The organism is Gluconacetobacter entanii (assembly GCF_003206495.1).
Lineage (GTDB): Bacteria > Pseudomonadota > Alphaproteobacteria > Acetobacterales > Acetobacteraceae > Novacetimonas > Novacetimonas entanii.
Window position 1 is genome coordinate 1 of sequence record NZ_NKUF01000038.1, and the last position, 25,839, is coordinate 25,839.

Below are 25,839 nucleotides of genomic sequence, written 5' to 3' on the forward strand. Positions count from 1 at the left end.
AGATGGCCAACAGCAACGCTGTCAGAAGGGCGGCATAACAACAACCGGGTATAGCTTATCAAGCCCACAAAGCTGTCCGAACGGACGGGACCACCTCAAAGCTCAACAAGGGCGACCTGCTTTTCAATCGCACGAACAGCATCGAGCACGTGGGGAAGACTGGGCTGTTTGACCTGGATGGCGACTATTGCTTTGCCTCTTACCTTGTGCGCGTGGTGCCAGACACTACGAAGGTGCTGCCGAAATTTCTGGAGAAGATGATGAACTCATCGACCTTCCAAACAGAAGCGAAAGCTAAGGCCTCCAAGTCCATCAATCAGGCCAACATTAACGCGACGGTGATGCGCAATATCAAGGTGCCGGTGCTATCTCTCCCGGAGCAGAAGAAGTTTATTGCCAAGATCGAAGCGTTGGAACAGCAGATTGTCGATGCGCAGGCGGTGTTCGACGGCGCAGCCGCCCGCAAACAGGCCATCCTGCAGAAGTATCTGTAAGGATCGGCTAGGATCCAAAAGCAATACGCATTGTGGGATGAATTCCTGTCGGTCTGGCCGCGTCTCGCGATTGGCCACGATGAAGCTGGACGAGTACACGCAGGCAGTCTCGAAAGACAGCTTCACCTATTGGATTGAATCGCGGCTGGACGAGCTGGACAATATTAGGGGTGATGCGGTGTGTTCTCGAACCAGAAGATTTCGGGGCGCTTCTTGCGGATAGGGCGTTTGACGTCCACTGGATTGTGGACGCCCTTGCGCGCAAGGTGACTGCATGGTCATTCCCCAACGCAGGAACCGCATCGACAGGCGAAGCCCTGTTCAAGGCGCGCCATCTCATCGAGAACTTCTTCGGTAAGCTCAAGGAGTTCAAGCGTATCGCCATGCGGAGCAACAAAACAGACAGATCATTCGTAGCCATGATCCATCTCTCCGCCGCAATCATCAATTCACGATAATTACCAATAGGACCTGAAAAAAACGAAATTTCATTGAACACTTTTTCGCCAGACTGAAGTAGTTCAGAGGCATTGCACGCGCTACGACAAGCTGAAAGCAACCTTCACCGCAGCAGTGCAGTTTGTCTCCACTACCATTGGACTTAACTGAGGACACGGCTTAAGATTTCATCATGGCCATGTATAAATTTAGCCCGATTGCACCATTGGCTGTCTGCTATATAAATATTGAGATTCTCTGTTGGAGATCATAAAAAATGCAATCGTACACCAGTAACATTTCTCTTCAAGCAGGAAACGTTTTTCTTGGCAGCATATAAGGTCCTTACGTCGGCGACCCCATCCATAGGTGAACTTCTTGCGCTGAACAACGATCATGAGATTGAACTTTCATGGCTGAATATGAGTTGTTTCAGGCGCCTATTGCAGCAGGCTTTTTATGCGCGGTATATCGGCGAGGCGGAAGCGTTTCTGCTGGCGTTCGATCAGGACGCCGATTACGACAGTCCCAACTTTCTATGGTTTCGAGAGCGTTTCCGACGTTTCGTGTATGTCGACCGGATAGTCGTGTCCCCGTCTGCACGCGGACACGGTTATGCACGTGCGCTATACAATGATCTGTTCAACCATGCTCTCCGCGCTGGGCACAGCCATGTCGTTTGTGAAGTAAATTTAGGTCCACCTAATCTGGTATCCGACGCCTTTCACGCTGCGTTGGGATTCAGGGAAATCGGGCAAGGTGTACTCTCCAGTAGCGCAAAGACTGTCCGCTATCTCTGCATAGAACTTGGGGAGAATAGCCTGATTCGGACTGAATGAAAGGATAATTCGGGAAGCAGACTTGAATATATGAAGGTTTTTATAAATATTTCTGGTTCCTGTTAAGGCATGTCGTCAGTTGGGATGCGAGGTTTGATGACGCCTGTACTCCTGCTTGATCTGTGATGTTTTTTCTCTGTTTTCCGAGAGAGTGTGTGTGAATGCGTCGGTATGGTCTGGGTGACAGCCAGTGGGATCGGGTAAAGGATCTTCTCCCTGACCTGATCCGCTCATCAAATTGCTCGATGCGCGGCAGATTGTAGCGATCATTTCCTCAAGGAAAAAAATCGCTGCACTCTACGGAAACGCCACTTCTTACTCTACAACAAGCCGAAATCAACTTTCTTCGCGGCCGTTTAACTCGTCGTCACAATGCTCGGGCCTAACTGATGATATGCCCTGGTGAATATAACCGATATTTATCGAATATACCCGGTTATCGTCTGCTGTACTGGCGATGGATCAAGGCGATTATCTGGGTAGAGGCCGGAGCGTACAACCCTGTATAGGGCAGTAGATCATACAGGAACAAGTAATGGAATTGAAATATCAGAAATCTTCTGAGTGGCGTATGGTTGGCGGGTAGAAAAATGTTTCACCATAAAATATATAATAATAAAACTACATATCATTAACACTAATAACCGCCGCACAGATCACGGTTGTCAGAACAATTTCAATGCTGGTCAGACCAACCCAGGTAACTGCAGAAATGGCAGGCGTTTCCATTGTGTGTATCTGGAGGAAAAAGCTCAGGCCAAGCAGCACGATTCCTGCCGCCTGAAGGCACCGACACAACAGGGGTGTGGCTGTCTTGTGAAAAAAGATGCTGCTGCCACGCAAGGATCCCATCGCCAGTAGCAACATGGCACATTGCCCACACACGATAGCCATGCCCATCATGCCTGTCGTCCCGATCGCAAGGCCGCATATCCGAAAGTGCCAGCCAGTCCTAAGGCAGCCATACCTGTACCAAATGCTACAGAATTCTCCCAGGGCATACCGAGCAGCGCGATGGTAAGGCAGGCCAGTGCATTACCGCCCAGAAGTTCTGGCCATGCACGCGCAGGCCGTCGGATAAGGGCAAAGACAAGCGTAAGGACCCACACCACGAAAACAGATCGCACCTCATCGCTGGACCTGTCCGTTATCGTAAAGGGCAGGAGCCGGTTGGCAAGGAAATAGGCAGCAAAGGCCAAGGGTGTTCCAGCCAGAATCCCGGTATTCAGGCGACTGACGATCCGATGCCCCACATGAGGCCGCTGACGCAGGCGCTTGACAGCCCACAGGTGCATTCCGCTTCCAATCACGGCGGCAAGCGCCAGACCGGACAGGAAATAGAGCCAGCGTGTCACTGCCGGGACAAAGCGTGCGACATGCAGTCCGTAGAGAAATGTATAAAGCCTGATGACGGGGCGTGCTTCGGTGTGCGCATTCAGCAACTCTCCCGTTATCCCATCGAAAGTCATGATCCTGGCAGAAGTGCTGACCGTCCGGTTATTGCCGGAAATGAACGTGACAAGGGCGGCCCGATCGGAAGGATTGAAAACATAGATCTGTGCGATGCCCGCCCCCGCGAAATACCTGTCCGCCACCTGAAGCAGGGGAAGAATAGGCACAAGATGTCCCGGCCGACCGCTGGCGGGGCGAGAATACAGGGCCGGATCAAGTTCCGTGGAGGACGCTGCCATATCATGGTGATAGAGGGCCTGCGTACTCCACGGCAGCAGCAGAGAGGCCAGCGTGACGGCCCCCGTAAACGAAATCATGAGATGGAAGGGAAGGGCGGCGACACCAAGCAGATTATGGGCGTCAAGCCAGCTTCTCTGTCCCTTGTTCGGCCGGAATGTAAAAAAGTCGGAAAAAATGCGCCGATGGATGATGATGCCTGTCACAAGCGCCACGACCAGCGCCAGGGCCGCGATGACCGCGATCAGCCTGCCCCACGGGTAGGGAAGCTGGAGTTCGAAGTGGAAACGGTAAAAGAACTCACCCCCAAGCGTATCGCGCAGGCCATTCGGTCTTCCGCTTTGCGGATCGAGGACCCGCTGAATGTATTTCCCCTGCGCGTTGGGCCAGAGGCCGGTCGCAAATGGGGCATCCGGTGTGGGGCAGGTCACGTACCATGCCGCCGCCGACCCGGCATGGTGGCCCAGCCAGTCAATGGCGTGGCCGCAGGCCTGCACGGGATCAACTGGCTGACTGCCCAGTTCGGGGTGCATCCACCGGGTAATGCCCTGACGGAACACACTCAGCGAACCCGACAGCGCAATGACAAACAGCACCCATCCGGTCGCCAGCCCTAGGGAGGTATGGAGCCATGCCATGGAGGCGCGAAACGACCCCTTCATGGCCTCCACCCTGCGGCAGATGCCATGAGGATGAAAAAACCCATGCAGACGGCAACGCCCAGCAGAAGCCGCCGCAGACTGGAAACGCCAAAGGCCGCAATGAACGCGACAGGCCAGAGCAGCAGGCCGCAAAGTGTTCCGGCCATGGCGCTGTCCGCCCGTGACAGCGGAAGCCACAGGCCCAGCGCCACGCCGCCAAGGGATGCCAGCCCATATCCGCCCGGAAGGGCCACCACCATGCGTAAGGCGATGTTCAGCAGGACCTGCCCGGCGAGGGAGATATTACCAGCTAAAGCCAAGGCTCGCCTGCGCATTCCGCCGCTCGCCATAATAGCACCATTCCTGGTTATAGGAGGCGTAGCTCAGGCAGTTCGCAACATACTTCTTGTCAAACAGGTTGCGGACACTCGCCGCTGCCGTCCATCCATGCAGCGACGGGGAAAGGTGGGACAGGTCATAGCGCAGCGAGGCATCGAACACGGCATATTGCGGCACCCAGACGCTGCCATAGGAGGCCTCGCCGCCATAGGATTTGTTGGAATAGCGCAGGCCCCCACCAAAGCCGAGCCCTTTTGCCGGTCCCGAAGGCATGGTGTAGAACGCGAATAGTGACGCATTGCCCGTCCCCGACTGGATCAGGGGCTTGCCCGTTGAGTCATCATGGACTTTCTGCACGCTGACCGCTGCCGTGATCATCAGGTTCTTGTAGGGTTCGGCGTGGGCTTCGAATTCGAAACCGTCCGAATGGAACAGACCGCTTTGCGTGCTGTAGCCCAGGTTGCCAACGGCAACCAGCACGTTGTTCTGCTCGATATGAAAGCCCGCAGCCGTAAACAGAAGCGATGTGCCCGGAAGCTGGTATTTCAGCCCCCCTTCAAGCTGCTTGCCAAGGGAAGGATCGGCCTGGCGGAACGTTTTGCCCCCATCATTGGATACGGTGCCCGACTGCGGCTGGAAGGATGTCGAATAGCTGATATAGGGCGAAAGGCCGAAATCGAAATGATAGAGGGCCGAGGCCCGCCATGTAATCTGCCGGGGATTTTCATGCGAGGATGAATGGTAGATGTATTCGTTCTGTTGTGAACGATACCAGTCATTACGCAGGCTGCCGGTTACGACCAGCCCTTTCCAGCGCATTTCATCCTGCGCGTACATGCCGATCTGATGTGAATTGGTCTGGTAATGCAGATACGGACTCATGGCGGGGATGACCATGTGATAGTCCGGGTGCAGGACATCCAGGTCAGGCGCGCTGCCGTAAAATCCCAGCTCCGATGCGCTCTGCTGCATGTAGTCAAAGCCGAACATCATCATATGCCGCAGGGGGCCGGTGCGGACATGTCCCTTGAACTGGCTGTCAAAGGTCAGGTTGTGCGTATGTTCGTTCGTGCCGAAAGCGGAGCGGCTGAGCATGTCATCACTTGTATAATAACCATTATTGTAAACGCTGCGGTAAATGGTCCTGATGTCATCATACCGCCCGCGACTGGTGAAGCTCCAGTCACTGTTGAAACGGTGGTTGAAGATATAGGTAATCCCGCCCTGACGGCGGTTGAATTTCTCGAACGGCACGTCCCCGTCATAGAAATTCCGTGGCAGGTATCCATAGGATGCGGGCCTGAGCGATCCCTCCAGCGGTGCGCCGCCATAGGTGCCGTTTTCGGGATCGTACTGGTAATTGCCCAGCAGCGTCAGTGTCGTCGGCCCGTTGCCGCCAAAGGTGAAGGCCGGACTGATGGAAAAACGTCGGCTTCCCGTCCGGCTCAACTGGCTGTGCTGGCCATTGACCGTGCCATACAGGCGATAGCGGACCATGCCGTCCTTTGTTACATAGCCGCCAACATCGGCATCCACGCGGTAAAGGTCGAACATGCCGCCGGTTGTGGTGACGCTGCCATAGGATTTCTGGTCGGTCGGCAGTTTGCTGGACAGGGCGACAAGGCCGCCCGGGCTGGATTGGCCATACAGCGCGGATGCGGGTCCCTTCAGGATCTCGACCCGTTCCAGACGGGACGTATCTGTCTGCGCCGTGGCATAGCCGGTCGGGCTGTCCTGCAGTTTCAGGCCGTCAAGAAAGGTCGGAACCGTAAAGCCACGCAGGGCGAACTGGTCATAGCGCGTGCCTTCGCCACCGCCGCGCAGGTCCGGGGTGATGCCCGCCGTATAGCGCACGGCCTGATTAAGGCTGAGCACCCCGCGGACATCCATTTCGTTCCGGCTGACAACCGTAACCGACTGGGCGGTTTCAATCAGCGGTGTATCGGATTTCGTGGCCGAGGACGCAATCGTTGCCGGCCTGCGGGCATGGACTTCCAGCTTTTCTGCCAGCACGGCATTCGCAGCAGGTTGGGCCGTGGCCTTTTTTTCGTGCGACATCCGCGCAGGGTGGTGGTGGGCTGGTTTATCGACCGGGTCCGCCGCAAGGGCATTTCCCGTCACCAGAAATGAGAGTGGAAATACATAAAAAACCCTGCTGCACTGCATGCCCGACCTCGTTGCTGGCGTTTTGCGTCATCTGGAAGTGGAGCCTTAACGTAAATGAGAATCACTTGCAACACATGTCAAAATGTATCTGGCAGGTGCTTATCGGGCGGTCTGCTTGGCCGTCAGGCCCGGCCCATATCCACGACGTCAGCGTCCCATCTGCTTGTCGCGCGATGCGCTTCTGCATTCAGGAAAGAGGGAACGTCATGAGACTTTTCGGTCATGCGATCAGGGGAGGAGCCTGACGGATGGACTGCCTGTGGTCCCTGAAATGGCGGGAGCATCAGAAAGTCAGAAAATATATTCCGATATATCTTGACGTGCGATATATCGGGACGTATATCGGTAAGCATGAAACACAGAAACAGACACGCAGGCGGTCGTAACCGCCAGACTTTCTCCCCCGAAGGCATGGCCGGTTCCGGTGAATCCCGCCGCCATCACGGCCGCGGTGGACACCACGGCGGTGGCCGCCGGGGCGGGCGCCATCGGTTGTTTGATTATGGCGAGATGCGGCTGCTGGTCCTCTCGCTGATCGCGCAAAAGCCGACCTATGGCTACGAACTGATCCGCATGATCGAGGAAAAGTTCGGTGGCAGCTACGCCCCCAGCCCCGGCGTGATCTATCCCACGCTGACCTGGCTGGATGAAGCGGGTTATGCCCGGGGTGTCGAGGCCGATGGCCGCAAGAACTATCACATCACGCCGGAGGGCGAGGCCTTCCTGGCCGCCAGTCGTGCGGCCCTTGATGAAATCCTCGCCAGCGCCGCGACAGGTGCGGCAGAGGGCAGGGGTGGCCGGAAGGATATTCCGATGCCGGTCATGCGCGGCATGGAAAACCTGCGCACCGCGCTCCGCCTGAGGCTGCGCAACGGTGGCCTTGATACGGACGCCGAGGAAAAGATCGCAGCCCTGCTGGACGATGCTGCCCGGACAATCGGGCAGGTCTGACGGCGGGATTTCCCCGCCCGTCCGGGCCGGGGATACCCATAATCCCGCCATGTACAGGATCTGTTTTTATGGAATGTCATGGCGTGGTTTGTGAGTGCCTGAATAAAGGTTGCTCACGCTCCAGAATACCCATCCGGATATCTGGAACATTCACCGGAATAGTACCGGACCATTAAGGAAAATGAGTTCTGGCCCGGATATTCCCGATACTCTCTGTTACATCGTTCGACCTTATATTTCCGCTCATGCGGTACAATGTATGGAAGGTCGAATTAAAGGATATATTATGAAGCGTTCAATTCTGTTTGCCCTTGCTCTTGGCGTCTCCCTTCCGCTGGCCGCTCAGGCCCAGTCCCCTGACCAGAATCAGGGTAGCGAGCAGGGCGAACATCGTGGCCACGGTGGTCACGGCCATCACGGCGGCAGGCATGGTGGTCATGGCAATCATGAGGGCCAGGGCGGCGACCGCCAGAACGGTGGTGACCAGAATGGCGGCTCCGGTGGCGACCGTGGTGATCGCGGTGGTGAAAACCGCGGCGATCAGAACAATGGTCCCGGCGGCGAGCATGGCAACCGTGGTGGCGACAACCAGAATGGCAACTGGGGCGCGCACGGCGGCCATGGTGATGACCATAATGGCGGCAACTGGAACCAGAACAACAGCAGTTCCAACTGACCCCATCTCTCCAGCAGAAGGCCCGGCATATTGCCGGGCCTTTTTTGTTTCGGGAAAGGGAAGCCGTAATTGTAATGATGAGGTACCTGGGGATAACGAGACCATCGTTATTTGCGCGAGGAACGTATGAACGTCTCCGCTGTAATGGAGATCGGGTCTCTCTCATGTTTTCTGATGCAGTTGAGAAACAGGCCAAATTCGCCTGACGGGGCATAGACCGTCTGGTTTGCCATCCAGAACCATAATGATGTCAGCAACGCAGGCGGCATATGAAAAAAAACCGCCCCCCATCATGCAACAGGGGGCGGAGCCCGCAGGTTGGATCAGGGGGTATGAACCAGTTTGCGGTTCAGGAATTCCTCAATGCCGAATTCCGAAAGTTCGCGACCATAACCGGAGTTCTTGATCCCGCCAAAGGGCAGGTCGGGCGCCGTGCCGGTAATGTTGTTGATGAACACCATGCCCGTGTCGATCCGTGCCGCGACGCGACGGCCACGTTCGACATCGCTGGTCTGGATGGACCCGCCCAGCCCGTATGGCGAATCATTGGCCATGGCGATGGCTTCGTCATCGCTGCCGACAGAATAGACAATGGCGACGGGGCCAAAGATTTCCTCATAGAAAATGGGGTTGTCCTTGGTGATGCTGGTCAGGATCGCGGCCTTCATGAAAAAGCCTTCGCGGTCAATTTTCTTGCCGCCCGCAACCAGCGTCGCCCCGTGGGAGACCGCCTTTTCCACCTGTGACACGGCCCGTTCCATGGCGGCCTGGCTGCTCATCGGGCCGTGGGTGACGTCCTGTTCCAGCGGATCGCCATACTGGAATTCCTCCACCGCCGCCTTCAGGCGCGACGTGAATTCCTCAACCAGTGACTTGTGGACGATCATCCGCTTGGCGGCGGTGCAGACCTGACCGTTATTGGACATGCGTCCGCGAATGGCCATGGGGACGGCCTTGTCCAGGTCGGCATCATCCAGCACGATGAAGGCATCGGACCCGCCCAGTTCCATCGTGCTTTTCTTCAGCGCGCGACCGGCCTGCGACGCCACGGCGCTGCCTGCACGCTCGCTGCCGGTCAGGGCGACGCCACGCACTTCGGGGCGTTCAATCAGCTTTTCGGACTGGTCATTGGTAATGAACAGGTTGGTATAGGCCCCTTCGGGCACGCCTGCTTCGCGGAACAGTTCTTCAAACGCCACCGCGCACTGCGGCACGCTCGGCGCATGCTTCACCATGACGACATTGCCCGCCATCAGGTTGGGGGCCGCGACGCGGGCCAACTGGTAATAGGGGAAGTTCCACGGTTCCACGCAATAGATGATGCCCAGCGGTTCGCTGGTGACGGTTGCATGGCCCTGCGCCACCGGCAGTTCACGCGGTGCGAGGAAGGTTTCCGCCTTTTGTGCGTAATAGGCGAGGATATCGGCCGAAAGTTCGATTTCCCCAATGGCCTCGGGCAGGATCTTGCCCATTTCGATGGAAATCAGGCGGGCATGTTTTTCCTTGTCCCGACGCAGGATGTCCGCCGCCTTGAGCATGAGTGTCTTGCGCTGCGCGATGGAACGGTGCCGCCAGTCACTTTCCCAGAACTGATGGGCGGTGGACAGCTTCGCCAGCATCGTCCTGTCGTCATGAAGGTCAAAGACCTTTTCCGTTTTTCCGGTGGCCGGATTGATGGTGCGATAGGGACTGGTCATGTCGTCATGTCCTTTGTGGTTGCAGCACTGCTCGCCGCTTTATAAGCGAACGAAGATTTGCATTTTCTGAACGCGGGAACGGGTTGTCAGGTCAGCGGAATGCTCCCGGCAGAGGCGACCTGTATGGGAACGCTCTCCCTATCGTGACTATATTCCTCCGTAGCGTGTCAATGCACGCTGGGGACAGGGCAGGGGTACACCTACGGGAATATCGGTGCCCGGACGCAGACATTCGCAGTGGAGCAGGCCGTGCGGGGGACAACGGGCTGCCGCCTTCATCACGCAGGTTTGAACACCATATGGTCGCCAGAGCCTGTTTCAGGCATCCGGCCGATGCGACATCGGTCGCTGCGGGAGGATCATCCATGGGAACGATCCCCACGGCCCCGCCCGTGCTGCTGACGGCAACGCGATGCTCCGGCGAGGATGCAACGAAAAGTGGTCGGTGCATCTCCAGCAATCATCAGGGACCGGACCACAGGTGACAGCCTCCTGCGGTCCGGGATCATCATGGCAGGGAGGGGGATTCGGTTTTTCCTTCCCTGATCGTGTCTGTTCAGAAGCGTGAAAGGGCAAAGGCCTTGGCGCGTTCACGCCAGCCCGCAGTATCGGTCACGATATCCGCCGCAAGCCTGCCTGCCCCCGGGGCCAGCCCGAACCCATGCGCGGAATAGCCGGTCGAAAGGTAGAGTCCGGGGCAGGTTGCGACGTCCGAGATGATGGGGCGTGAATCCGGCGTGACATCGATGACGCCCGCCCACATGTCCATGATCCGTGCCTGCCGGAAAACCGGCATGTCATCGCGCAGGCGCGCCATGGTGCGCAACAGCGTCCTGCGGTCGGGCGTCGGGTCGCAGCGACGGAAAATTTCGAACGGGTTGGGCTTCCCCGCGCCAAACTGCCGGTCCAGATACAGGTGTTCGACAAACGGCGCGCCCAGACGCACGGAAAGGAGCCTGTGCTGCTTGAGGAAGGCCGGGAAAAACAGCTTCAGGAACCTGAACGTATCCGGGGTGATATAGGAAATCGACGAATTGCGCTGCGCCACGGTATAGCCGCCATCCATGCGCCGGCGTACCGAAAAGCTGGAGGAGGCGACAACAGGTTCCGGGCCATCCGCCACGGGCGCGGTCCTCATGACCGAGGCGATGACACGCAGTTGGGGAAGGGCGATGCCGATCCCCTCGCACAGCCAGCGTGACCATATCCCGGTCGCAACGACAACCTGCGGCGCGGCGATGCGTCCTGTTTCCGTAATGACGCCCTGCACCTTGCCGCCCGCGACATCAATCGCCTTGACCGCAACATTGGCCTCGATGACGATCTGTTCGCGCTGCGCCAGGTCCATCAGGAAGGCCATCGTGCGATCGGGTTCGGCAACCCCGTCATGGGAACTGTAAAGCGCGCCCGTCCATTTCCCCTGCGATTGGGGAAGATGCTGGCGAATGGCCTGCGGGCCCAGCGTTTCGATATCATCGGCAAAGGACCCGACGGAGCGTTTCCATGCCAGCAGGTTGTTCATTTCCTCTGTATTGCGGGCAAGTGAAATGAGGCCGCATTGCCGGTATCCGAAATCCGCCTGCCTTGCCCATTCCTGCCACTGCGCGCGACTGTCGAGCGACAGTTCGATTTCATGCGGGTCCTGACTGATGCTCCTGACCCATCCCCAGTTGCGGCTGGACTGCTCATATCCCGGCGCGCCCTTGTCGAGGACGACGACATTCAGGCCGCGACGTTTCAATTCCAGCGCGACGGTCAGGCCGGCAATTCCAGCGCCGACAACGACGACGTCACAACTGGTGACTGATGAAGTATTCATGTCAGGTTTATCCAGTCCGTACGTATTTTCGATGTTTCAGTGCCCTGCAGATGTCATGCCTGCCTGCCATCCTTGACGATGGCGTGGAGCGCATCACACAGGCGTTGTGCATCATCACGCGAGAAGATGAGGGGCGGACGGATCTTGAGGATATTCGCGTCATGGCCCGTCGCGGAAATCAGGATACGCCGTTCACGCAATGCGTTGACGATCCGGGCGGCAGCGGCAGGATCGGCGCGTGTGGTGCCCTGCTGGACGATCTCCACCCCGATATACAGTCCCGCGCCGCGCACATCGCCGATACATGGGGCACCGGTCATGATGTTTTTCAATTCCTGCCGCATGAATGCGCCGACATCGCGTGCATTGTCTTCCAACCCTTCGGCCCGGATGAAGTCCAGTGTTGCGCGTGCGGCCGCAATGGCCACGCTGTTGCCGCCAAAGGTATTGAAGTAGCGCCGGTCCCGGCCGAAGGCGGCAACGACATCGTGCGCCACCGCCAGTCCCGCCACCGGATATCCATTGCCCATCGGCTTGCCCAGCGTCACGATATCCGGGTCCAGGCCATGCCGCTGGTATCCCCAGAACCGGTCCCCCGTACGGGCGAAACCGGACTGGACCTCATCGGCGATCATGATGCCGCCCGCCGCATGCACCACCCTGGCAACCTGTGGCAGGATATCGACCGGGGTGGTGTAGATCCCGTCAGAGGAAAAGACCGAATCCGCGATGAAGGCGGCAAGACCTTCGCCACGCCGTTGCAGGTCCTCGATCTGGGCCGTGACTTCACGCACCATGCGCGCGGCTATTTCGTCGGGGGGAATGCGATAGGAATCCGGTGAGGACACGCGGCGCACCCACGTTCCCAGCGGGGCGCCTTCACCAAGCGAGGGGGAAAAGCGTGACGTCAGGTAGGAATTTCCGTGATAGGCTTCCGACGTGATGATGATGCCCCGGTTGCCCGTATGATGCATGGCGATCTGCATGGCCAGGTCGTTGGCTTCCGACCCGGTGCAGGTGAACATCATGTGGCCATCACTGGCGATGCGACCGCCAAAGGACGGCAGGAGGTCCGCCGCATAATCCAGGATCCCGTCCTGCAGATAGCGCGTATGCGTGCACAGTCGCTGCGCCTGCGCCATGATGGCGTCGGTGACATACGGGTTGGCGTGACCGACCGAGGCGACGTTGTTGTACGCATCCAGATATTCGTTGTTGTCGCGGTCATACAGGTGAACACCCCTGCCATGGTCCACCTGTACCGGCGTGCGGTAGAACAGGCGGTAGGCGGGGCCAAGCAGTTTCTGGCGCCGGGCGATATCGTCGCGGGTCCGTTCGTCCATGTCCGATGGCGCGGCAGGATCGAAACCATTGACCATGCGACCAAGGGTGGAGGGCTTTGCGGTCATGCCTTGCATCCCATGCGATTTGAAAAAGATGTGTCCGAAACAAACAGATCCGAGATTGTGTCCGCGTCACGTTCGACAAACCATGCCAGTTGTTTCCATGTCGCCTGCGAATGTCGCATGATATAGGCGCGGTTTTCGGAAAACATCCCGGCGCGCCATGTGGTGATGAGCGCACGCGTCAGCAGGCGTGCCATGAGCAGGTGGCCCAGCATCCCGATTTCCGCAAGCTGCAGGTCGGCATGTTCCACATAGCCGTGAAGGACATCGCGCGGGGCGGACAGGAAGGCTGCGGCATCCGGTGTCACATCCTGGGGCAACTGGTTCACCATCGCCGTGGACACGTCGATGGCGATGGCAGTGCGCAGCGCATCGCCAAAATCAATGATTCCGGCAAGGGTTTCATCATCATGCGCGCGTGCGAGGATGTTGGAGCGGTTGAAGTCATTATGCAGGATCTGGGTGCGCAGTTTCCCGATGTCCGGCAGCAGGTCCATGAAGCGTGTCATTGCCGCCTGCGCGCATGCGCGATGCAAGGGATCCTCGATGAGGGACAGCAGGGCGCGCAGGTCGGGCAGGCGACGCACGTCCCAGATGATGGCCCGGTCGCCACCGGGATGGCTGAAACCTGCCAGCGCGTGCCGCAACCGTGCAAGCTGTGCGCCGATCCTGCGGCGTCCGTCCGCCGATGTCGGAATATGGTCGAGTGGCACGCCTTGCAGATAGGAAAGCAGCCGTATCTGCCGTTCCTGCCCGGCACGGTCGGTATGCACAAGGACGGGGGCATCGTGCTGTGTACGGATCACGCGCGGGACGGGCAGGTCGGGCGCGTTTTCCTTCAGGTCATCAAGGAGTGCCGTCTGGAACGCCACATCCTCGCGCGGTTCGCACGGGTGCTCCACCTTCATGATGAAGCCCCGCCCGGATGCGCAGCGGATGTGGAACGTGTCGTCCTTTTCCGTCGGAAGGTGGCGGATGTCGCCGTCTGCGCCGTAATGTTCCCGCGCGATTGCCAGCGCTTCTTCGGGGGGCATGTGGGTGAACGGTCGGGAAATATTCCCGTACTGTTCAAATATCGCCGACAGGCCGTCATGTGTGTTCATCGCCGCATGTCCCTGCCGCTACTGGGGGAAATGGCATGCATGCCTCGCACATGGGGTAATGACGTGGCGGGTTGCATGCCATGCCTCATGATGGGGTTCCGCCCTTTCTGCCACGTGGCAGTCGTCGCCGTGACGCGCAGGCGCGCTGGCTCAACTCGATTGCGCTGCGCAGGTGGCTGTTCATTTCCGCGCGCGCGACATCCACGTCCCGGCGCTGTATCGCCGACATGATGCGCTGATGGCTGGAAAGCGTGGCCTCCACGGAATAATCGGGCAGGGACACAAGGTTTCCCACGCGCGAGAACCAGATCTGGTCGTAACTGATTTCCAGTTGGTGCCGTAACAGCCTGTTGTGCGAACCATCGGCGATGGCGGCATGGAACAATGTGTCCAGTCGCTCGAATTCATAGAAATGCCCCTGTTCCGCCGCGCGGAACTGGGCCTCGAGATGATGTTCGATCGCGGTGATTTCCGCTGCCGTAGCGCGCTGGCAGCACAGGACGACGGATGAGGCCTCTATCGCCTCGCGGAACTCGTAAATTTCAAGAATCTGTTCATGGGAAGGGGATGTGATGACATAAAAACGCCCCTTGCGCCCGATCAGGTTGTCCTGGTGCAGGCGTTGCAGCGCCTCACGCACCGGGGTCCTGCTGACGCCGTACTGTTCCGCGATTTTCTGTTCCTGAAGGACGGTGCCCCCCTTGGCCCTGCTGTCGATCATGTCACGCCGCAGGATGGCGTAGAGTTCTTCCCCGGTATGCGGAGTGACGGAGTTCAGCATGAAATTGCCCGTAGCGCGCGGTTTCAAGGTAGGTCCAGCATGAGTATCATGGGGCCGATATTTCTGTCGATTGCATTTTCGGCATACGGAAAAGAATTGCCTGAATTTTCAGGGAAAAACTAATAATACATTGTTATATAAAGATATTTTAAAACGTAATGGGTCTGTTCTGGGAAATCCGGTATTTTCGGAACGCATTCCGAAACGATTCGTTGTATACCGAGCGGAAATTTCCGGGTTGCAGAATACCGGATGTTTTTCCATTTCTTTATAACGGATTAATTGAATATCGCGTGTAATTACGCCTGTATCCGCCATTTTCCGTCAAGAATCCCCTCGACGTCAAAGTTTGTTTTGAATTAGCATCCAAATATCACTTCGGCCCCATCAGGGCTGAAGCACGGGTTTTGCGTATACCGAACCAGCTTGCCGGTGCCGCGCTGACAGCTTTTGCAGCGTGGGTGGATGACCGGAAAAACGCCATAACTTCTTGCCGCAGGAGAGTTACGTGCATCGTCTTTCTGTGAATCACAGGCATCTTCTATTTCTCGGTGCGGCTGTTCTGGTGAACGGGCAGGGCATGTGCGCAGCCTTCGCGCAGGAAGCACCCGTCACGACACCACAGCAGGCGCGTCCCTCGCGCGTCACGGCGTCGTCCCCCAAACCGGCACCCGCCCGGACGGACGGGCAGGCGGGCGTGCAGGCGCATCAGGTTGCGCCGGAAAAGATAAATGTCGTCAGAAGGGTAACGCCAAACGGCGTGACCGGGACGACGCCGGGGGGTGGGCTGATGCCACGGCAGAGCGATCCGTTCTCCAAGAGTGGCGTGACCCGTGACTATATCGCGTCACAGTCGCCCACGACCAACGCCCTCAACCTTGTGCGCAATACGCCCGGCGTCATTGTCGCCACTGCCGATCCGACTGGGGCCACCGACCGGATGAGCGTTTCAATCCGCGGGATGAACCAGAACGAACTGGGTTACGAACTGGAGGGCATGAACCCTTCGGACGTGCTGTACTACAATCCCACATCATCGGGATGGGCGGATACCGAAAACCTGGCATCCATCACGGTCACCCCCGGTTCCCCCGACATCATGGCCCCGACCTACAGCGCGGTGTGGGGACTGATTAGCGCGAAACTGCGTGATCCGGCGCGTCGGATTGGCGGGTATCTTGACCTGACCTATGGTGGCAATGACCTCAAGCGTGAATTCGCCCGTTTCGACACCGGTGAAATCGGCCATAGCGGCGTGCGTTCCTATGTTTCATTTTCCGATACCACGGCCACCAACTGGCGCGGTCCCGGCGGTCTGAACCGGTGGCATCTGGATTTCAAGGCCGCCAAGGACTGGGGGGAGGGAAACCATGTTTCCGCTTTCATGTCCTATAATGACGTGGCCGAAGACCTTTATACCTATCCCACCATGGAACAGTGGAACACCATGAAGTGGGATTACAATTACAGCCGAACCTATACCGGAAAAAATACCAATTACTACAAATTCCACCAGTACGAATGGCGACATGCGCGTGCCGGCGTGAACATGAAATTCAACCTTGGCCACAACCTGACCCTGACGGCGACCCCCTATATCTTCGATGTGGACGGGGTCCTGAACGGCGGATCGACGCTGAACCAGACGGGCGAATATCTGGGAACGCAGTCTGCCGGTACATTGCAGTTCCCGGCCGGCACGCCCACCAGCACGGTTGCGGAATCCGTCGATCATTTCACGGAATCCACCTTTGGCCTGAATACCGGACTGGACTGGAAGGCCGGGCATAACGACCTGCAGGTCGGCTACTGGTATTCCTATGTCAACTATACCGAGGATCCCTCCTATACGATTCCGGATGCGGCGGGGAACGTGACCAACAAATGGGGCGCGGATCCCGTGCTGGCGCAGAACGGGCAGCGACTGCTGCAGTGGAACGCCCATGTGATCCAGCAGACCAATGCGCTGACGATTGCCGATACCTATTCCTTCCTGCATGACCGCCTGAAAGTTTCGGCAGGGTTCAAGGAAGTCATGCTGACACGCACCGCGACCAACGCGATACCGGGCGCACAGTACCAGACCGGGTTCAGTGATGCGGAGCCATTGCCGCGTGCCGCCATCAGTTTCCAGATCGACCCGCGCGACCAGGTCTATTTCAACGCGACTACGGCCTTCCGCGAGGCTGCGGCCATCACCCCGTCGATCGACATGTTCAGCGCGACCACAGGCAAGATGACCAGCCAGCATACTCTGGGCACGATCAAGCCTGAATTCTCGATTGCCGAGGAACTCGGCTACCGCCATTATGGGAAATACTTCAACCTCTCGCTTGCCCTTTTCAACTACAACTTCACAAATCGCCAGATTACCAGCAATTCCCTTGTCGAGGGGACGACCATTACCTCCTCCATCAGTGCGGGGGGACAGACCACGCGGGGGATCAGCGGGGAAATCAGCCTGCCGCGCTGGCATCATTTCTCCCCCTACCTGTCGGGACAGTTCCTGCATGCGACCATCGACAGCAACCTGCCGGTCAGCGGCAGTTACCTGCCCACCAAGGGAAAGACCGCCGTCCTCAGCCCCAAATTCTCCGGCTCGATCGGGCTGTCCTATGATGACGGTACGGTGTTTGGAAACTTCTCGTTCAATTACATAGGTTCCGAATATTCGACCTTCATGAACGACCAGAAGATCCCGTCCTATGAAACCGCCAATCTCGGGCTGGGATACCGTTTCCGCGATATCGCTTTTCTCAAGCGTCCCCAGATCCAGTTGAACCTCATCAACATGGGGAACGAGAAATACCTCTCCGGTGCATGGGGACTGACCTCAAACGCCAAGACCACGACAGCCATGAATGGCACGACACAGATTGCCGGGTCGTCACCCACCTACATCACGGGGGGACGCTTTTCGGGAATGGTCTCCGTCTCGACCGGTTTCTGAGGAATGCGACCGGTCATGTGAAAAGGGAAGCGGGAGGAGGGACAGACCAATATGGAGAACGTGATGGACACCAGTACCTTGCCAGCCGTCAGGACACAGCCCTCATGGCTGGCCATCACGGCGACCGCCCTGGGGTCGGCGCTGGAGTGGTATGACCTGATGCTGTATGGCCTGTTTGCCGTCACCTTCTCCCACCTTTTCTTTCCCGTTGCCGACCGCCATTCGTCCCTGTCGCTGATCGCCAGTTTCGGCAGCTTTGGAATTGCCATGGTGGCGCGGCCACTGGGGTCCGCATGGCTGGGGTCCTATGCGGATCGCAACGGGCGCAGGCGTGGCCTGGTCCTTTCGACGATGCTGATGACGCTGGGCACGGCCCTGCTGGCCCTGATGCCGTCCTATGCCACGCTGGGGCCGGTGGCGTCCGTGGGGATCGTGCTGTCGCGCCTGACGCAGGGATTTGCCGCCGGGGGTGAATTCGGGACCGCCGCCGCGATGCTGTCGGAACGCAACCCCGCACGGCGCGGGCTGTATTCAAGCCTGCAATGGTCCGCATCGGGCATTTCCATAACACTGGCGTCGTTCCTCGCATGGCTTCTGCATCAGGTCTATTCCGACGCGCAGATCCAGGCATGGGCGTGGCGGTTGCCATTCCTGCTTGGCATGGCGCTGGGACCGGCCATCACGTGGCTTCGCCTGCGTGCGGACGAATCCCCTGAATTCGTCAGGCATGAAAGCCACCTTCCACTGCGTGAGATCCTGTTCACGGAAAAGCGCAAGGTCGTGACGGCGGCCGTGCTGATGGGACTGGGCGCTGCCGGGTCCTATATCAATGTCTATATGCCGACGCTGGAAATGACGCTGCTGCACATGAATGCGTCACAGGCGATGATCGGCACGATCGTTTCCAGCATCCTGACGATCATTTTCCCACCCCTGTGCGCCCTGCTTGGTGATCTGGTGGACAGGCGACGGCTGATGATGGCCTGTGCCGCCGTGGGGGGCGGCATCGCGGTGCCCCTGTTCATGCTGCTTGTCCATTCCCCGTCGGTCGTCATCGGCATACTGGTGCAGTCCATCCTGTCGGTCATCATATATTGTGGCTATTACGCCAATGTTCCGGCGCTGTTTGCCGAAATGTTCCAGTCAAGGAACAGGTCAAGTGGCATTGCCGTCAGTTATGCGCTTGGGCAGCTTGTATTCGGTGGGTTCACGCCGATGATTGTTACAATACTGATTGACAGGTTCCACAGCAGCATCATGCCGGGCATCTATCTGGCGATTGTTGCAATCCCCAGCATTCTCTGTGTCTTCCTGAGCCGGAAGTTCATTGTCCGGCCCGAACCCGGGGGCAAGAAATGACGTGTCTGATCATCAAGTCCGGCTCTGCGGAGGTCATGGGGGAATGGAAGGCCCTGTTTGCGAAATATGCGCCTGGCCTGCGTGTGGCGGGGTGGAATGACCCCGATATCCGTCCGGAGGAGGTGGATTTCGCCCTTGTCTGGGAACCTGATCCGGGTCGCCTGGCGCAGATGACAAACCTCAGGGCGATCATCAGTTCCGGGGCGGGGGTGGACCACATTACCGCTGATCCCTCATGGCCCCGGCATGTCCCGTTGGTGCGCATGGGAACGGATGACGCCACGGTGCAGATGGGGGATTACGTGACGTGGGCGGCATTTTCCCTGCTGCGTCCCACGCGGCAGTGGTTTTTGCACCAGCAGCGGCATGAATGGCACAATGATGGCCAGTCCGCACGCACCAGCACGGAAACATGTGTTGGGGTCATGGGATTGGGAAATCTGGGCACGCATGTCGCCCAACGCCTGGTGCGGGCGGGATTTGCCGTGCGTGGATGGTCGCGCAGTCCGAAGGATGTCGCGGGTGTGGAGTGTTTCCATGGCGACGGGCAGCGCCGGGAATTCCTGGGCCAGACGGACATCCTCGTCTCGCTGCTGCCCGCGACCGGGGAAACGCGCGGACTGATCAATCGTGAACTGCTGTCATGCCTGCGCGCGCCGGCGGCCCTGATCAGTGTCGGGCGCGGCACGCAGGTTGTGGAGGAGGATGTGCTGGACTGCCTCGATCGGGGCATCCTGTCCGGCGCGGTCATGGATGTCTTTGCCGTCGAACCCCTGCCGGCCTCCTCCCCATTATGGGCGCATCCCCGGGTGATCGTCACGCCCCATGTCGCGGCGGAGGCCTCCCGCGCGGCGCGGGCGCGCTATACGGCGGATGTCATCGCATCCGTCATGAAGGGAGATGCGCCAAAGCTCCTTTACCTGCCCGAACGTGGGTACTGATCTTTCTCATGCAGGGGAAAAATGATGGACAAACCGGTCATCCTTGGCCTTTCCATGCGCTATCTTGGCTATCATGCGGCAGGGTGGCGGCATCCGCAGGCTGATCCCTCGGGCAGCATTTCCTTTGACCATTACCGCAATGTTGCAACCCGGGCCGAAAAAGCAGGGTTCGCCATGGTCTTTCTGGCAGATGGCGTGGCCATCCGGGCGCAGGACCATCCGCATGGTGCCCTGGCGCAGTCATCGCAGCTTGCCGATCTTGAACCGCTGACCCTGCTGTCGGCACTGTCATCCGTCACCACGGATATCGGCCTTGTGGCCACGGCCTCGACAACCTATAACGAGCCTTATCATATCGCGCGCAAATATGCCTCCCTTGGTCGGATCAGCGGGGGGCGGGCCGGATGGAACATCGTGACGTCATGGTCGGATGCCGAAGCCCGGAATTTTGGCATGGAGCAGCATCCCGATTATGAAACCCGTTATGGACGTGCCAGGGAATTCGTCGATGTTGTCACAAAATTATGGAAATCGTGGGATGTCGATGCCCTGAAATGGGACAAACGGGATGCGGTTTTTCAGGATCCAGCGAAAATCCATGCCATCAACCACAGGGGAACACATTTTTCCGTCAGCGGGCCGCTGGATATCCCGGTTACGCCTTCCATGCGGCCGCTGCTGGTGCAGGCCGGCGCGTCACAGGCCGGAATGGAAATCGCCGCACGTCATGCGGACATCGTTTATGCCGTGCCGCATGATATCGAAACTGCCGTCCAGTATCGCCAGACCCTGCGGGACATGGCGCGCGGCCATGGACGCGATCCCGACAGCATCAAGGTCCTGACGGGGATCACACCCTATGTCGGCCGGACCCATGACGATGCCCAAAAACTCTATGATACCTATAACAGCCTTATTCCTCCTGAACTTGGGCTGTCCTATCTCTACGCGCAGATGGGGGATCTTTCGGCCTTTCCCCTTGACGGGCCGGTCCCGGAACCAACCGATGCGCGCGTGCGCAGTATCGCCAATAATCTGCTGAAGCTGGCGCGGGAGAAAAACCTTACCATCCGTGAACTTTATGGTGTCATTGCCGCAGGATTTGGCGCGCTCGTCAGTATTTCCAGTGCACAGGGACTGGTCGATGAAATGCAGGCATGGCTGGAAGCCGGGGCGAGCGATGGATTCAATATCTGCCCGCCCCTGCTTCCACTGGAACTGGACCGGTTCATAGACCTCGTCATTCCCCATATGCGGGCACGCGGCATGCTGCCTTCCTTTCCCGCGGGAACAGGACTGCGCAGGCGTATGAACCTGCCCGAATCCTGAGGGGCAGGGCGGTCTTCGGGCATTGGCATGTCATGGGGGCGCGCGGACCATGGGCAATGCCGGCAGGGAAGGGGCCGTGACATGATCCGTCCGCCCCAGATTATGGAGCGGTGAAGGATGATCCGGTGGTCGATGTGACATGGCCACGGGCGGATTCCCGCAATGCCTCGTACGAATCCCCGATCGGGCCTGTGGCGACGGCCTGCCTGCCTGCGGACCAACGGGCGTGGGTCTTTTGGGGTGGCGGTGGCGGTCCTGCCCGTCCGGCGATGACGCCGGGAGGAGTGTTTTTTGCGACTCTGGGATACCGGGCTGTTACAAAAATCTGTCTCATGAGTCGGGCGAGGGAAGTCCTGACCTGTAGCGGTCACTCGCTTTCTGTGACTGAATTTTCTCCGTGCACTACACCATATCTGGTGTCATGATGCGCCCCTGTCCACAATATGAGCGAACCGGCGCCTGCCCATGGCCCTCGTTCGCCTGAACGATGGAGCCGGAGCATGGACGGAGGTTTTTCGCTGTTTGGCGGCGTGCACGCACGTACGCGCACTCCGTTCGAAGGGGCATTCGGCGTGTCGCCGCTGCCTGCCCGTCCGCTTGACCGGGGAATGGGGGAGGCGGTTGGCCGCCGCACCGTGTTCCGTCCCGGCGATCACGAGGATTTCGGCCATGTGGCGGATCGCGTGGCGCGGGGCAACACGGCGCTGCTGCCTGGTGTGGAGGCGCAGGAAGCGGCGCAGTTGCGCAATGCCATCGCCACGGGCGCGCTGCTGACCTCTGGCCGCCATCTGCAGCATGGGGACGCCGCGCAGGCGGGGCGGAACATGGAAATGTTCACCAACTGCGCCACCGCCATCTGTTCGTTCGCCAAATTCTACCTGCTGCTCAATGGGTCCGGCGTGGGGCGGGCCTATGATGATGAACTGTGCGTCGTGGACTGGGGACAGGCGCCGGACCTTTATTTCGTCCTCTCGCCCACGCATCCGGATTATCCGCATGACCGCGCGGGACTGCTGCGTTTCGGGCTGGATATGCAGATCGTGCCGTGGGGCACGGCGATCGAGGCCTTTGACGCGGGGATGGAGGCGCAGGTCCGCGCATTTCTGGCCGCATCCGTCCTGCCGGACGTGCCCGCGTCGGGGATGGCGGATCGGGCCGACACGGTTGTCCATATGATCGCGGACAGCCGCGAAGGCTGGGGCAAGGCGGTCGAGGTGATCGAGGCCATGGCGTTCCGTGGCAGCGCGGACCGTGCGCTGGTCCTTGACCTCAGCGACATCCGCTGCGCCGGCAGCCCGATCGCGGGCATGCAGGGGCGGCCTGCGTCCGGCCCCATTTCCCTGCTGCGCGGGTTGCTGAATATCCGGGCGCATGTGATCGCGCCCGCGCGTGACACGGGCATGCCACTGTGGGAACAGGCGTTGCGTGTGGACCATTACCTGTCGGTCGAGGTGCAGGTCGGCGGCGCCCGCCGCGCCGCGCGCATGGCCACCAAGTCGTGGCGCGACGCCGAAGTGCTGCGCTTCATCCGCGCCAAGGAAGAGGGCGGCCTGTGGACGGCCAACCATTCCGTGATGGTGGATGCGGAATTCTGGGGTTTCGTGAACGATCCGACCGCAACCGGTCCTCTGGCCGAACATGCTCGCACGGTCTTTGCGGAGGCGACCCGCTGCGCCTGGATCAATGGGGAGCCGGGATTCATCAATGGTGACCGGCTGGAAGACAGCCGGACCGGCAGCGCGCGGCTCAAGAAGATACACGAAGATGGTCGGGATTTCCGTTCGGGCCGGTATCAGGCGACCGAGGCGGCGACCCTGCTGGCGGACCTTGCCGGGCGTGCGGCACATGCGCGCTTTCCGGTCACGACCAACCCGTGTGGCGAAATCACGCTGCATGTAACGGGCGGATATTGCGTGATTGGTGATTTCGCGCCGCTGCTGGCCTGTCCCGTCCCGCCGGAGGATGTGAAGCCCGGACGCATGGCGCATGACATCGCGCAGGTCTGGGATGCGCGGGTGCGCGATTCCGTCAGGCTGGGCGTGCGTTTCCTGCTGCGCGCCAATCGCATGGACGCGCTGTATGGGGAGGAGGTGCGCCGCACCAACCGCATCGGGATTGGCCCGACGGGCCTGCATGAATGGGCGTGGGTGCGTTTCGGCCTCGATTTCCACGACCTGCTGGACGAGGAGCGCGCCGCGCCGTTCTGGTCGGCGGTGCGGGAACTTTCGACCATCGCAAAGGACGAGGCCAACGCCTATGCCCGCGAAACCGGCACGGCGCGCCCCGTGACGGTCACGACCGTCAAGCCCGCGGGCACGACATCCAAGCTGTTCGGCCTGACAGAAGGGGCGCACCTGCCCGCACGGCGGCAGTATCTGCGCTGGGTGCAGTTCAAGGGCGTACAGCGCGCGGATGGCACGTGGGAGGCCGGGACCGACCCGCTGCTTCCGGCCTATGGGCGCAAGGGCTATCCGGTGCGTTCGCTGCGCAGTTTCCCGGGCATGAGCATCGTCGGCTTTCCCACCGTGCCGCTGATCCAGCGTCTGGGCATGGGGGAACGGGTTGTCACGGCGCCCGAGGCCACGCCGGAAGAGCAGTATCGCTGGCTGGAACTGTTGGAGAAATACTGGATCGGCGCCACGCAGGGCAATCAGGTGTCCTATACGCTCAAGATCTATACGGACCGTCATGACCTGGAGGGATTCCGGGCGATGGTGGCGGCCCACCAGCCACATGTGCGCTGCTGCGCGGTGCTGCCCAGCCGTCCGGATTCCGGCCTTGGTTACGAATATTTGCCGGAGGAGGAAGTCTCCGCCGGGAAATTCGCGGCCATTGCCGCCACGATCCATGACGAGGATGTGCAGGAAGTGGTGGACTGGGCGCATCTGCAATGTGCCAGTGGGGTCTGTCCCATCTGACGTGAAGGTGGGGGCGGAACCTGCGTTCCTTACCGTTTGGTACAGTGTCTGGGTCTGGATTTCGATAAAAACGTGGTCCTGAATAATCCTTGATGAAGTCATGAAAGTTTTTGGGTGCCGCCTTTTGACCTGAAAAGGCGGCGTTCTTTTGAAGCTTTTTGGAAAAAGTTTCACCAGAAACTTCTGACGTTTTTCGCCTGTCATGATGATGGCATTACGGCTCGGGACATCAAAATGTCACGAAATGTTAGAATATGGCCCCCATCATTCACGCAGGTCCCATGCAGCACTATATCTTGTGAAGCCCACGTGTCATGCGCGAACATCGTGGCAGTTCATGGCATGGGCCGCCAGTGGAGGAGAAACGTGGTGAAGCAGACAAGATACTGTGCGATGGCGTTGATGGCCATGGCACTGGCGGTTGCGCCGGTCCTGACCCTGTCGGCGGCGCATGCGCAGCATGGGCCTGGTGGCGGCGGCGGCCATGGTGGTGGCGGTCCGGGCGGCGGCGGCGGTCCCGGTGGGGGACGCGGTGGCCCCGGTGGTGGTGGCTGGCATGGCGGGGGCGGCCCCGGCGGCGGCCCGCGTGGCGGTGGCTGGGGTGGGGATCGTGGCGGCTGGGGCGGTGGCTGGGATCGCGGTCCCGGCTGGGGTGCGCCTTATCCGTATTACGGTTATCCCGGCTATGGTTACTATGGCTACCCCGGATATTACGGCTACCCCTATGGCGGTTGGGGTTGGGGCGGCTGGGGCGGATGGTAAGTTCCGTTCCCGCCTGACGGGTCACGGCGCTGCGTCATGTGCAGCGCCGTGGCAGGTATGAAATGACACGGTCAAGCAGGATATCCATTTCCGGACGCGCGATCGGGTCGATGCAGGTCGTGATATAGGTCCGGGCACGGCGCTTGATCGTATTTGCATGCCGCAGTCCCATGTCCCGCAGGCCACCCGTGCCGATCATGTCCGCGATCGTCATGTTGTGGTCAAAAGCGGTCCGGGCGATGTGGAAGGCCGCGCGGTTCACGATCGTCTCGAACTCTGCGCGGCCAAATATCGACTGGCAACTGTCAAGCTGGGACATGGCCTGTGCATACATGTCCACGGCAGGGCGCGTGATATGACGATGGAAATGCCGCCGGTGCCACGCGCGCGCCCAGATATGTTCCTGATGGGCGGCTTCATATTCCTGTACATTGGCGTGGCTGGGACTATCCTGAATTTTGTGCGGTGTGGTGATAAATTGCTCGAAGAGGAGCCCCCGCATGAGCATTGATAAAGACCTCCTGGACCGCCTGATGGAAGG

21 protein-coding genes are annotated in these 25,839 nt (G+C 59.2%); 10 read left to right on the forward strand and 11 right to left on the reverse strand.

The features are described from left to right. Positions 1-149: 149 nt before the first annotated feature. The 3 genes from CFR72_RS13035 to CFR72_RS13045 all read left to right on the forward strand — a co-directional run bounded on the left by CFR72_RS13035 (position 150) and on the right by CFR72_RS13045 (position 1,771). Complete coding sequence (locus CFR72_RS13035; protein ID WP_244182297.1) at positions 150-494, forward strand: restriction endonuclease subunit S domain-containing protein; 345 nt, start codon at positions 150-152, stop codon at positions 492-494. 173 nt (positions 495-667) lie between these two features. After that, positions 668-952, forward strand: coding sequence for a transposase (locus CFR72_RS13040; protein WP_110914343.1), 285 nt, complete (start codon positions 668-670; stop codon positions 950-952). A gap of 306 nt (positions 953-1,258) precedes the next feature. Next, positions 1,259-1,771, forward strand: coding sequence for a GNAT family N-acetyltransferase (locus tag CFR72_RS13045; RefSeq protein WP_208630044.1), 513 nt, complete (start codon positions 1,259-1,261; stop codon positions 1,769-1,771). 621 nt (positions 1,772-2,392) lie between these two features. Here CFR72_RS13045 and CFR72_RS13050 read toward each other — a convergent pair. Genes CFR72_RS13050 through CFR72_RS13065 form a run of 4 tightly spaced genes read right to left on the reverse strand, consistent with a single transcriptional unit; the run spans position 2,393 to position 6,606 of the window. Next, a complete protein-coding gene (locus CFR72_RS13050; protein WP_146220734.1) occupies positions 2,393-2,674 on the reverse strand; it encodes a hypothetical protein in 282 nt (93 codons plus the stop codon). Further along, a complete protein-coding gene (locus tag CFR72_RS13055) occupies positions 2,671-4,122 on the reverse strand; it encodes a PepSY-associated TM helix domain-containing protein (protein WP_110914346.1) in 1,452 nt (483 codons plus the stop codon). Before CFR72_RS13055 ends, CFR72_RS13050 begins: the two co-directional genes overlap by 4 nt. Further along, on the reverse strand, positions 4,119-4,421 hold the full coding sequence (locus CFR72_RS13060) for a hypothetical protein (protein ID WP_146220735.1): 303 nt from the start codon (positions 4,419-4,421) through the stop codon (positions 4,119-4,121). Before CFR72_RS13060 ends, CFR72_RS13055 begins: the two co-directional genes overlap by 4 nt. Continuing rightward, positions 4,405-6,606 carry a TonB-dependent siderophore receptor gene (locus CFR72_RS13065; RefSeq protein WP_110914348.1) on the reverse strand — a complete coding sequence of 734 codons (2,202 nt, stop codon included), beginning with the start codon at positions 6,604-6,606 and terminating at the stop codon, positions 4,405-4,407. The genes CFR72_RS13060 and CFR72_RS13065 overlap by 17 nt, the downstream gene beginning before the upstream one ends. A 351-nt stretch (positions 6,607-6,957) precedes the next feature. Here CFR72_RS13065 and CFR72_RS13070 point away from each other — a divergent pair, with 351 nt between their 5' ends. Further along, complete coding sequence (locus tag CFR72_RS13070; RefSeq protein ID WP_208630045.1) at positions 6,958-7,557, forward strand: PadR family transcriptional regulator; 600 nt, start codon at positions 6,958-6,960, stop codon at positions 7,555-7,557. A 295-nt stretch (positions 7,558-7,852) separates the two neighbouring features. Here the strand turns inward: CFR72_RS13070 and CFR72_RS13075 are convergent, their stop codons facing one another. The 6 genes from CFR72_RS13075 to CFR72_RS13100 all read right to left on the reverse strand — a co-directional run bounded on the left by CFR72_RS13075 (position 7,853) and on the right by CFR72_RS13100 (position 15,066). Then, entirely contained in the window at positions 7,853-8,179 is a 327-nt protein-coding gene (locus CFR72_RS13075; protein ID WP_233043024.1) for a hypothetical protein, read from the reverse strand. Positions 8,180-8,556: 377 nt separating this feature from the next. Then, entirely contained in the window at positions 8,557-9,930 is a 1,374-nt protein-coding gene (locus CFR72_RS13080; RefSeq protein WP_110914351.1) for an NAD-dependent succinate-semialdehyde dehydrogenase, read from the reverse strand. 556 nt (positions 9,931-10,486) lie between these two features. Continuing rightward, a complete protein-coding gene (locus tag CFR72_RS13085; RefSeq protein ID WP_110914352.1) occupies positions 10,487-11,749 on the reverse strand; it encodes an NAD(P)/FAD-dependent oxidoreductase in 1,263 nt (420 codons plus the stop codon). Between the two features lie 53 nt (positions 11,750-11,802). Continuing rightward, entirely contained in the window at positions 11,803-13,158 is a 1,356-nt protein-coding gene (locus CFR72_RS13090) for an aspartate aminotransferase family protein (protein WP_244182298.1), read from the reverse strand. Continuing rightward, entirely contained in the window at positions 13,155-14,258 is a 1,104-nt protein-coding gene (locus CFR72_RS13095; RefSeq protein ID WP_110914354.1) for a phosphotransferase, read from the reverse strand. The genes CFR72_RS13090 and CFR72_RS13095 overlap by 4 nt, the downstream gene beginning before the upstream one ends. Positions 14,259-14,343: 85 nt before the next feature. Further along, complete coding sequence (locus CFR72_RS13100; protein ID WP_233043026.1) at positions 14,344-15,066, reverse strand: GntR family transcriptional regulator; 723 nt, start codon at positions 15,064-15,066, stop codon at positions 14,344-14,346. Positions 15,067-15,619: 553 nt separating this feature from the next. Between CFR72_RS13100 and CFR72_RS13105 the strand changes: the two genes are divergently transcribed. The 6 genes from CFR72_RS13105 (at position 15,620) to CFR72_RS17620 (ending at position 25,298) form a co-directional block, all read left to right on the forward strand. Next, positions 15,620-17,989, forward strand: a complete 2,370-nt coding sequence (locus CFR72_RS13105) for a TonB-dependent receptor (protein ID WP_110914359.1) — start codon at positions 15,620-15,622, stop codon at positions 17,987-17,989. Between the two features lie 63 nt (positions 17,990-18,052). After that, positions 18,053-19,348 (forward strand): MFS transporter, encoded by a 1,296-nt coding sequence (locus CFR72_RS13110; RefSeq protein WP_110914360.1) that lies wholly within the window; start codon positions 18,053-18,055, stop codon positions 19,346-19,348. Beyond that, entirely contained in the window at positions 19,345-20,289 is a 945-nt protein-coding gene (locus CFR72_RS13115) for a 2-hydroxyacid dehydrogenase (protein ID WP_110914355.1), read from the forward strand. Before CFR72_RS13110 ends, CFR72_RS13115 begins: the two co-directional genes overlap by 4 nt. 21 nt (positions 20,290-20,310) lie before the next feature. Then, positions 20,311-21,618 (forward strand): LLM class flavin-dependent oxidoreductase, encoded by a 1,308-nt coding sequence (locus CFR72_RS13120; RefSeq protein ID WP_110914356.1) that lies wholly within the window; start codon positions 20,311-20,313, stop codon positions 21,616-21,618. A 500-nt stretch (positions 21,619-22,118) separates the two neighbouring features. After that, positions 22,119-24,536, forward strand: coding sequence for a recombinase (locus CFR72_RS13125; RefSeq protein ID WP_110914357.1), 2,418 nt, complete (start codon positions 22,119-22,121; stop codon positions 24,534-24,536). Between the two features lie 369 nt (positions 24,537-24,905). Then, on the forward strand, positions 24,906-25,298 hold the full coding sequence (locus CFR72_RS17620) for a hypothetical protein (RefSeq protein WP_208630046.1): 393 nt from the start codon (positions 24,906-24,908) through the stop codon (positions 25,296-25,298). A 34-nt stretch (positions 25,299-25,332) separates the two neighbouring features. On the opposite strand, the gene CFR72_RS13135 is transcribed toward CFR72_RS17620, so the two are convergent. Continuing rightward, the gene (locus CFR72_RS13135) at positions 25,333-25,617 is read right to left on the reverse strand and encodes a hypothetical protein (RefSeq protein ID WP_208630047.1); all 285 of its coding nucleotides are present in this window, start codon (positions 25,615-25,617) and stop codon (positions 25,333-25,335) included. Positions 25,618-25,839: the final 222 nt, after the last annotated feature.

Bases quoted from the DNA above. Each gene is read 5' to 3' on its own strand.
- CFR72_RS13040 (WP_110914343.1), top strand. From the start codon at position 668: ATGCGGTGTGTTCTCGAACCAGAAGATTTCGGGGCGCTTCTTGCGGAT.
- CFR72_RS13050 (WP_146220734.1), bottom strand. From the start codon at position 2,674: ATGATGGGCATGGCTATCGTGTGTGGGCAATGTGCCATGTTGCTACTG.
- CFR72_RS13055 (WP_110914346.1), bottom strand. From the start codon at position 4,122: ATGAAGGGGTCGTTTCGCGCCTCCATGGCATGGCTCCATACCTCCCTA.
- CFR72_RS13065 (WP_110914348.1), bottom strand. From the start codon at position 6,606: ATGCAGTGCAGCAGGGTTTTTTATGTATTTCCACTCTCATTTCTGGTG.
- CFR72_RS13070 (WP_208630045.1), top strand. From the start codon at position 6,958: ATGAAACACAGAAACAGACACGCAGGCGGTCGTAACCGCCAGACTTTC.
- CFR72_RS13075 (WP_233043024.1), bottom strand. From the start codon at position 8,179: ATGGCCGCCGTGCGCGCCCCAGTTGCCATTCTGGTTGTCGCCACCACG.
- CFR72_RS13080 (WP_110914351.1), bottom strand. From the start codon at position 9,930: ATGACCAGTCCCTATCGCACCATCAATCCGGCCACCGGAAAAACGGAA.
- CFR72_RS13085 (WP_110914352.1), bottom strand. From the start codon at position 11,749: ATGAATACTTCATCAGTCACCAGTTGTGACGTCGTCGTTGTCGGCGCT.
- CFR72_RS13090 (WP_244182298.1), bottom strand. From the start codon at position 13,158: ATGACCGCAAAGCCCTCCACCCTTGGTCGCATGGTCAATGGTTTCGAT.
- CFR72_RS13095 (WP_110914354.1), bottom strand. From the start codon at position 14,258: ATGAACACACATGACGGCCTGTCGGCGATATTTGAACAGTACGGGAAT.
- CFR72_RS13105 (WP_110914359.1), top strand. From the start codon at position 15,620: ATGTGCGCAGCCTTCGCGCAGGAAGCACCCGTCACGACACCACAGCAG.
- CFR72_RS13110 (WP_110914360.1), top strand. From the start codon at position 18,053: ATGGACACCAGTACCTTGCCAGCCGTCAGGACACAGCCCTCATGGCTG.
- CFR72_RS13115 (WP_110914355.1), top strand. From the start codon at position 19,345: ATGACGTGTCTGATCATCAAGTCCGGCTCTGCGGAGGTCATGGGGGAA.
- CFR72_RS13120 (WP_110914356.1), top strand. From the start codon at position 20,311: ATGATGGACAAACCGGTCATCCTTGGCCTTTCCATGCGCTATCTTGGC.
- CFR72_RS13125 (WP_110914357.1), top strand. From the start codon at position 22,119: ATGGACGGAGGTTTTTCGCTGTTTGGCGGCGTGCACGCACGTACGCGC.
- CFR72_RS13135 (WP_208630047.1), bottom strand. From the start codon at position 25,617: ATGTCCCAGCTTGACAGTTGCCAGTCGATATTTGGCCGCGCAGAGTTC.